Source organism: Sulfuricurvum sp. IAE1 (genome assembly GCF_004347735.1).
GTDB lineage: Bacteria > Campylobacterota > Campylobacteria > Campylobacterales > Sulfurimonadaceae > Sulfuricurvum.
The window spans coordinates 1-6,790 of the sequence record NZ_SLTI01000027.1; the positions used below are offsets into that span (position 1 = coordinate 1).

The 6,790-nt window shown below is 42.1% G+C and carries 9 protein-coding genes; all 9 read right to left on the reverse strand.

What is annotated here, in order from left to right:
• A partial coding sequence (locus E0765_RS04545; RefSeq protein WP_223175671.1) for a hypothetical protein occupies positions 1-252 on the reverse strand: 252 nt, incomplete at its 3' end.
• A gap of 1 nt (position 253) precedes the next feature.
• Entirely contained in the window at positions 254-769 is a 516-nt protein-coding gene (locus tag E0765_RS04550; RefSeq protein ID WP_132812041.1) for a hypothetical protein, read from the reverse strand.
• 2 nt (positions 770-771) lie between these two features.
• Positions 772-1,242 (reverse strand): hypothetical protein, encoded by a 471-nt coding sequence (locus tag E0765_RS04555; RefSeq protein WP_132812042.1) that lies wholly within the window; start codon positions 1,240-1,242, stop codon positions 772-774.
• An 18-nt stretch (positions 1,243-1,260) separates the two neighbouring features.
• Positions 1,261-2,358, reverse strand: coding sequence for an N-acetylneuraminate synthase (gene neuB, locus E0765_RS04560; RefSeq protein WP_132812043.1), 1,098 nt, complete (start codon positions 2,356-2,358; stop codon positions 1,261-1,263).
• Positions 2,339-3,523: a UDP-N-acetylglucosamine 2-epimerase gene (gene neuC, locus E0765_RS04565; protein WP_132812044.1), complete on the reverse strand. Its 1,185-nt coding sequence runs from the start codon at positions 3,521-3,523 to the stop codon at positions 2,339-2,341. Before neuC ends, neuB begins: the two co-directional genes overlap by 20 nt.
• Positions 3,516-4,670 carry a LegC family aminotransferase gene (locus E0765_RS04570; protein WP_132812045.1) on the reverse strand — a complete coding sequence of 385 codons (1,155 nt, stop codon included), beginning with the start codon at positions 4,668-4,670 and terminating at the stop codon, positions 3,516-3,518. Before E0765_RS04570 ends, neuC begins: the two co-directional genes overlap by 8 nt.
• A gap of 157 nt (positions 4,671-4,827) precedes the next feature.
• Positions 4,828-5,040, reverse strand: coding sequence for a hypothetical protein (locus E0765_RS04575; RefSeq protein WP_165921663.1), 213 nt, complete (start codon positions 5,038-5,040; stop codon positions 4,828-4,830).
• Positions 5,037-5,483, reverse strand: a complete 447-nt coding sequence (locus tag E0765_RS04580) for a hypothetical protein (RefSeq protein ID WP_132812047.1) — start codon at positions 5,481-5,483, stop codon at positions 5,037-5,039. Before E0765_RS04580 ends, E0765_RS04575 begins: the two co-directional genes overlap by 4 nt.
• Before the next feature lie 78 nt (positions 5,484-5,561).
• A complete protein-coding gene (locus E0765_RS04585) occupies positions 5,562-6,560 on the reverse strand; it encodes an NAD-dependent 4,6-dehydratase LegB (protein WP_132812048.1) in 999 nt (332 codons plus the stop codon).
• Positions 6,561-6,790 lie beyond the last annotated feature (230 nt).

Genomic DNA, 6,790 nt, shown 5'->3' on the forward strand with positions numbered 1-6,790 from the left:
ATAAGTGTCTTTGCGCTTCTCCGGCAATGTCACTGAGCCGAGTCCATTTACAAGTTCAATGGCATCGGGTGCGTAATCTCTTATCTTGTCATCGTTTCCAAGGACGCAAATCCCGGCAATGCATTGACCGATCAGCGAAGTATCAGGATGTAGAAGCCCCATGATTTCGCGCCGCAAGGATTTAAGGGAAGCAATCAGAACTCGCGCATGCCCACCGCCGCCTATTATGATAATATTTTTATTGGCCTGCATTTCACATTTTTGTCATGCTGTTCATAAAGTAGTTGATAGCTTCATAGGCCATTTTGGGGTCGATCCTTGCGGGCGGTTTTTTATTTTGATTTTTGCCGTGGGCAATCCAATTTCTATATTTCAAAACCTCTTTAAGCCTATCAATGTTATCTCTCGCAACCATGAAGCCAAAAAGTGAAAATATTTCTTCTATCCGCCACCTTTCTATTTCAGCGCTGGTCAAATTATAAATTCCATTTCCAAGATTTTTTGGGGATATCGTTTTTAGAACATCAAGCTTATCAGAAATGTTATTCCGCAACGACCGCTCAAAGGCAGCAAAGAGAGACAAGACAACTAAATTATCAAGCTCCGATAAGGCAATTGCGTGAGACTTCGTGAACTCGTCGTAGGGCATGCTTTCAAACATTGTTCTTTTCTGAATACCAGGCAGTTGCCGATCAAAAATTCGCCCGGTCACCCTGATGGAGTCTTTAATGAAGAGATAAAATGTATAGATAGAGTCAATTTCCTTCATGATCAATTGATCCGCTCCAAAAGGGCCAGAAAAATATCTTTTGTAAATTTAGGCTGCTTGCCGGTAATGCGGTCGTCTATCCAATGCCAGCCCTCTCTTTTTTGACCATATATTTTAACGGTATGTTCTGCGATCATATTATCACCCACAGACATTCCTGTTGTCATTTCCGGGCCACCTTCGGAAAAATATACCAATATTTCCTTGCCGCTCTTTCCAACAAGATCAACACGGCCCTCCGCGCCGATTATTAAAATGCCGACAGGGATAAACTGTGCTAATGTTTCGTCACCTTGCTTTATTATCATTTTTTTTACCACATAATTACCTACATGTTCTTCCGCAAGCGCATGATCTTCAAATAGGTGCGTCCACGGAGCATTGGTTTCTTTTAGCCAACTGATGACTTCCCCATACAACGATTGCAGCCTTGCATTATAAATGTGAATTTTTTCATGCCCTGATATTTTCATATATTTATCCTCATCTAATCATTCGTCAATCATTTCATCCGCGTCATAATTTTTCCGCGCCGGCCTGCCCAAAAGCGTCCAGTAGGTCGTGGGTGTCAATCCATCACCAGGGCGCTTGATGGCTATGTTATCTGCCGCAAACAAGTCCCCTTTTTTTATCGAGCCAGCCGCAACGATGCTCTTTCTGGCAATTTCCCGATTTTTCCATTCTGATACTGTGGGTATTTTTTGCCCATTCCCCAGAGATGTTTCTACCTGCCTGATAGCTGTAACCATTGCTTTCAGTTCGTTCGGCTCAAGAGAAGCTTTGTGATCCGGCCCCGGAAGATTTCGATCCAGTGTAAAGTGTTTTTCAATAACAGCAGCACCTAAAGCAACCGCCGCAATTGGCACTGCAATTCCAGGCGTATGATCAGACAAGCCAACAGGAAGACCAAGGGCTTTGCGCATCGTTTCCATCACACATAGATTAACATCTTCAAATGGCGCAGGATATTCCGTTGTGCAATGAAGAAGTGTCACTTTTTCTTTTAAAACATCGCGGCCTGCCTCAGAACAATAAGCATCTTGAAAACTTTGAAGTGAAGGCTTATCTTGCTTATCTAAATACCCATACGCCAGAACGCCCAAGGCCATCTCCACTTCACCCAAGGTGCTCATGCCCGTAGAAAGAATAACGGGCTTCCCTGTTTGTGCAACGCAGAGAAGATAAGGCCCATTGGTGATTTCTCCAGAAGGAATCTTAATGTGTTGAAGATTTAATTTACGGGCAAGCAAATCAATACTTTCAAAATCAAAAGGTGTGGATAAGAATTCAATATTTCTTACGTGGCAATGTTCTATGAGTATGGAATGCGCAGACTCATCCAGTTCCAGTTTTTTGATCATGTCTAACTGGGTCTCCGTTTCTGCGGTTGTCTTTTTCTGGTAGTAGGCTTTTGGCGCATACTTGCTGACGACTTTTTCCGCCTTGAAGGTCTGGAATTTCACAGCATCAGCACCTGCATTTGCAGCGATATCTATCAACTGTTTAGCCATATCGATGCTGCCGTTATGATTTACACCAGCTTCAGCAATTATATAGCATTTCGTTTTTTTATTTTTCTGTCGAGTCATAGAAATTCACATCATAGAATTTTTTCATGAGGATATTTTCGAGCGATGCCTTCTTTAAATACTCTTTAATCTTTAAAGATGCATTACCACTTCCGTATGGGTTTTTTGTGATTCTCAATACATTTTTAAACTCTGGAGACAATCCTTTTTTGATAGCGGCAATAATTGCCTGTTTATTTTCTGCACAGTCAATGATAGAATCTGCTTTTAATCTCCCTTGCTGACGTTGCCCGATATTCACAGTGGGTTTGCGAAAGGAAGGGGCTTCTACAATGCCGCTTGACGAGTTGCCAATGACAATATCCACGTTTTTTACTGCGCTAAGATAAAGAAGTTGCCCCATGGATGTAAATACCTTTGCACGCTGCGGATTCTGTTCGACATACTTATCAATATTATAGTTAATGGTGCGCCCGGCCGCATCCGCATTTGCCTTGGTAAAAATAATTTTTGCTTCTGGAAATTGATCAAGTGCATTAGTTAATTCTTTAAAAGACTGCGCCGGATTTGTATTGCTAAGTGTTACCGGATGATAAGTTACCAGAAAAGACATCCTGCCAAGGTCAAATTTAATTGCCTTTTCAAAAGCGGCACGATTAAGAAGCTTAAACTTCTTAATGTTATCAAGGCCTGGCGCACCATAATTCATAACCCTTTCCGGCGCTTCACCTAATTGAATAATCCTCCTGAGATAGGGTTCGGCTGCGGTAAAATGAAAATGGGACATCTTCGTAATGGCGTGCCGGATTGCTTCATCTATTGCTCCCTCCGTCGTTTCTCCCCCATGAATATGCGCAATGGGAATTCGCGCGACCATCGCGGCTTGCGCGGCGGCCAAAATTTCAAATCTATCACCTAACACGACCATAATGTCTGGATGAAGGCGTGCAAGAGCATCCGCAAATCCAATAATACCGAGGCCAACGGATTTGGCGATACCGATAGGCGTATCACTGGAAAGAAGCATTTCCACCTTTTCGTCGATATGGAAACCGTCTTTTTCGATCGTTTTGTAGGTGAGGCCGAATTCGGGCGAGAGATGCATACCAGTAGCAATAACCTGAAGTTCCAAAGCTGGATCGCCTTTTATTTCCTTCATGAGCCAGTAGAGGAGCCCATATTCCGCACGCGTTCCGGTTACAATGCAGATTTTTCGTTTAATCATGTTTCACCAAAGAAATACTGCTTGGTATATTAACCAGCCGATCTTCCAGCCATTGCGCAACATCAATGGGCGCATTCTGGCATTGGCTAAACATAGATAGTTTGTTCATAAGTGTCCAAACAGGCCTGGCTTGAACGCCATTATCCGCCGCATAAGCAAGAAATTGATCCCGTTTCTGTCTGTCTTTTAAAATAATAGAATTCAGCCAATAGTTGGATTGGCAATTAACCGGTTCTTCAATAAATGATATAGCAATTTCGTCAAAAAAGTTTTTATACTTCTGTGCTGTGGCACGCTTGTTTTCCAACACATTGGCAAAACGCTCCATCTGCGCACAACCCACAGCGGCATTAATATTCGGCATGCGATAATTATAGCCAACCATATCATGAACAAATTCCCAAGGGTGCGGCTTCTTTGCCGTTGTGGTAAGGTGTTTTGCCTTTGCGGCAAGTTTTTCATCACTGGTAATGATCATGCCGCCACCACCGGTTGTGACCGGTTTGTTACCGTTGAAGCTTAAAATACCTAATAAGCCAAACGTTCCAGCGTGTTGCCCCTTATAAAAACTGCCGAGTGCCTCTGCGGCATCTTCGACAACTGGAATATGATATTTGCCACAAATCTCTATAATCTGATCAATCCTTACTGGATGGCCAAGAGTATGCATTGGCACACAGGCCGTAATCATGCGCCCGGTCTTTTTATTGTAACAGCGTTCATCTGATTTTATTATGGCGCATTCTTCTAAAAACTTGCTGAGTTTATCCGGATCAAGCCCTAATGTTGATTTTTCCACATCAACAAAAACAGGGTGCGCACCACAATAGGAAATGGCATTGACTGTTGCGACAAATGTTAAAGGCTGTGTTATAACTTCTGAGTCAGGCGACACATCAACGAGCAAAAGGGATATATGCAAAGCAGCAGTGCCAGTAGATACAGCAACACAATATTTTGCGCCGGTAAACTGGCATATTTCATCTTCAAAACGGCTGACGTACTGGCCGACATAAGAAACGAATGTGGAATCAATACAATCCAGGAGATACTTTTTCTCATTCCCGAGGAAGCGCGGCGCATGAAGCGGGACGGGGTTCTCATCCGGGTAAAGAGATTTGATGAAGTCTGTTATCTTTTTAAACATGATTGTAGCTCAAAGTTAAAAGCTGAAAGTTCAAAGGTGAAAGTTCGAAGCTGAAAGCATCAAGGGGAAAGGGGAAAGCTGAAAGCTCAAAGTTAAAAGCTCAAAGCAGGTCACTTAAATATAGAAACTCGAAAATGGAAGCTGAAAAACAAGGTTGCTATAAGAAGCCTTTTTCCTTCATGTCCTGAATAATCGCATTTACTGTTTTTCCGCCAAATATCTCTTTGCGCAATTCAGAGTAATTGCCTTCACCACGGTCAAAATCCAGCATGAATTTCATGGCACTTGCCGGTCCAAGTTTTTCTTTTAAGGCCTCCCAACCTGCTCTCCTAATCTCGACAGGGGTCAATTCCTTTAATGGCATACTCATCTTTTAAAAACCTCCTGGGATATGAAATCAATTATATTGTAATACTTGATCCCGAGATTATCAATTCGTTTCAGCTTTTTTATAAGATTGTAATCACACGTTATAAAAAAATCAACCTCTGCCTTTTGAGCACATGCGATATGTAGGGCATCCATGCCCAGCAGTCCAAACTTCTCAAACTCCAAAGATTTATCCAGTATGCTTATGTCGTAGGATACATACTCTTCGGAATAGCCTAATAGATCTGATATCTTCAACATGTTTTCTATGTTGGGGTTCTTGCTGTTTTCATATATCAGAGCAAACGAATTGACCAGTTTACACTGACCTTCCCATATCATCGCTAATAATATCATGAAAACCCGAGTTTCAAGCATTATTCTATGCTGACTCTGATCGTCAAAGGGCCTGTTGTAAACGCACATATCCAAATACAACTTCACCTTTTCACCATAATTTTTCTTTTAGAAATTTCCCTTTGATCTTTTCCCTTTCAGCTTATTGCTTTGAGCTTCGTTCAGCTACACATTATATATCTCAGCCTTATACTGTCGCAAATTATCTTTATCCTTAAACCATTTAATGGTTTCGCTGATACCTTGCTTTAAGGTATATTTTGGTTCCCAATTGGTGAGACTACGTATTTTTTCGTTGCTGCCAAGAAGCCTTTCCACTTCGCTTTTTTCCGGTCGAAGACGGATGTCGTCGGTAATAATTTTTGCTTTGGGATTGATCTGTGCAATGATCTCCTCGGCAAGATGGCCAATAGAAATTTCCTTTTGAGATGAAATATTGATCTCTTCTCCAATCGTTGCAGGCGTTTCTGCAATCGCGATGAAACCGGTAGCGGTGTCTTTGACAAAATTAAAATCACGGGTTGGGTGAACGCTGCCCAGTTTGATTTCTGTTTTCCCATTTAATAACTGCGTAATGATTGTGGGAATAACGGCACGGGCGGACTGGCGAGGACCATAGGTATTGAATGGCCTGACAATCGTGACCGGGGTATTAAAACTGCGATAGAAACTTTCCGCTAGCCGGTCAGCCCCAATTTTAGTGGCGGAATAGGGCGACTGACCCTGAAAAGGATGCTTTTCGTCAATGGGAACATACTGGGCTGTTCCATACACTTCTGATGTCGATGTAATCAAAACCCGACTACAACCGCTATCCCGCGCTGCCTGCAATACATTTAATGTGCCTTTAATATTTGTATCCACATAACTGTCCGGTGAGTGGTAGCTGAATGGAATAGCGATAAGCGCAGCCAGATGAAAAACAACATCTATCCCTTGCATGGCCTTTCTCACCCCATTGGGATCGCGGATGTCGCCCACAAATATATCAATCTTATCAAGAGTTTCATTGGGGAATGAATCCAACCACCCCCATGAATTGAATGAATTATAGAAGACAAAAGCACGGACATCATAGCCACTGTTGACAAGCTCTTCTGTCAAATGGGAGCCGATAAACCCGTCAGCACCGGTAACTAATATTTTTTTATTTGTTAAATCCATAGTAAAAGAAACGGTTTCCCCTAGTTTGTCCAAGAAGCGAGACGCTTAATGGAACGTTATTGGATCGATCATCACATTCTCATATTTTCCAGTATTCTTTTTAATATATCAAGATAGTCGAGCTATTAATATACCTACCCCTCCACAATCAGGTGCAAATATTATCTATTATGAAAGTTAATAGAGGATAGCACCTCAATAAGAGCATTGAACATCCATGCCTCTCCCCA

Excerpts from the sequence above, each read along its gene's own strand:
- E0765_RS04550 (WP_132812041.1), bottom strand. The coding sequence starts at position 769 with ATGAAGGAAATTGACTCTATCTATACATTTTATCTCTTCATTAAAGAC.
- E0765_RS04555 (WP_132812042.1), bottom strand. The coding sequence starts at position 1,242 with ATGAAAATATCAGGGCATGAAAAAATTCACATTTATAATGCAAGGCTG.
- neuB (WP_132812043.1), bottom strand. The coding sequence starts at position 2,358 with ATGACTCGACAGAAAAATAAAAAAACGAAATGCTATATAATTGCTGAA.
- neuC (WP_132812044.1), bottom strand. The coding sequence starts at position 3,523 with ATGATTAAACGAAAAATCTGCATTGTAACCGGAACGCGTGCGGAATAT.
- E0765_RS04570 (WP_132812045.1), bottom strand. The coding sequence starts at position 4,670 with ATGTTTAAAAAGATAACAGACTTCATCAAATCTCTTTACCCGGATGAG.
- E0765_RS04575 (WP_165921663.1), bottom strand. The coding sequence starts at position 5,040 with ATGAGTATGCCATTAAAGGAATTGACCCCTGTCGAGATTAGGAGAGCA.
- E0765_RS04585 (WP_132812048.1), bottom strand. The coding sequence starts at position 6,560 with ATGGATTTAACAAATAAAAAAATATTAGTTACCGGTGCTGACGGGTTT.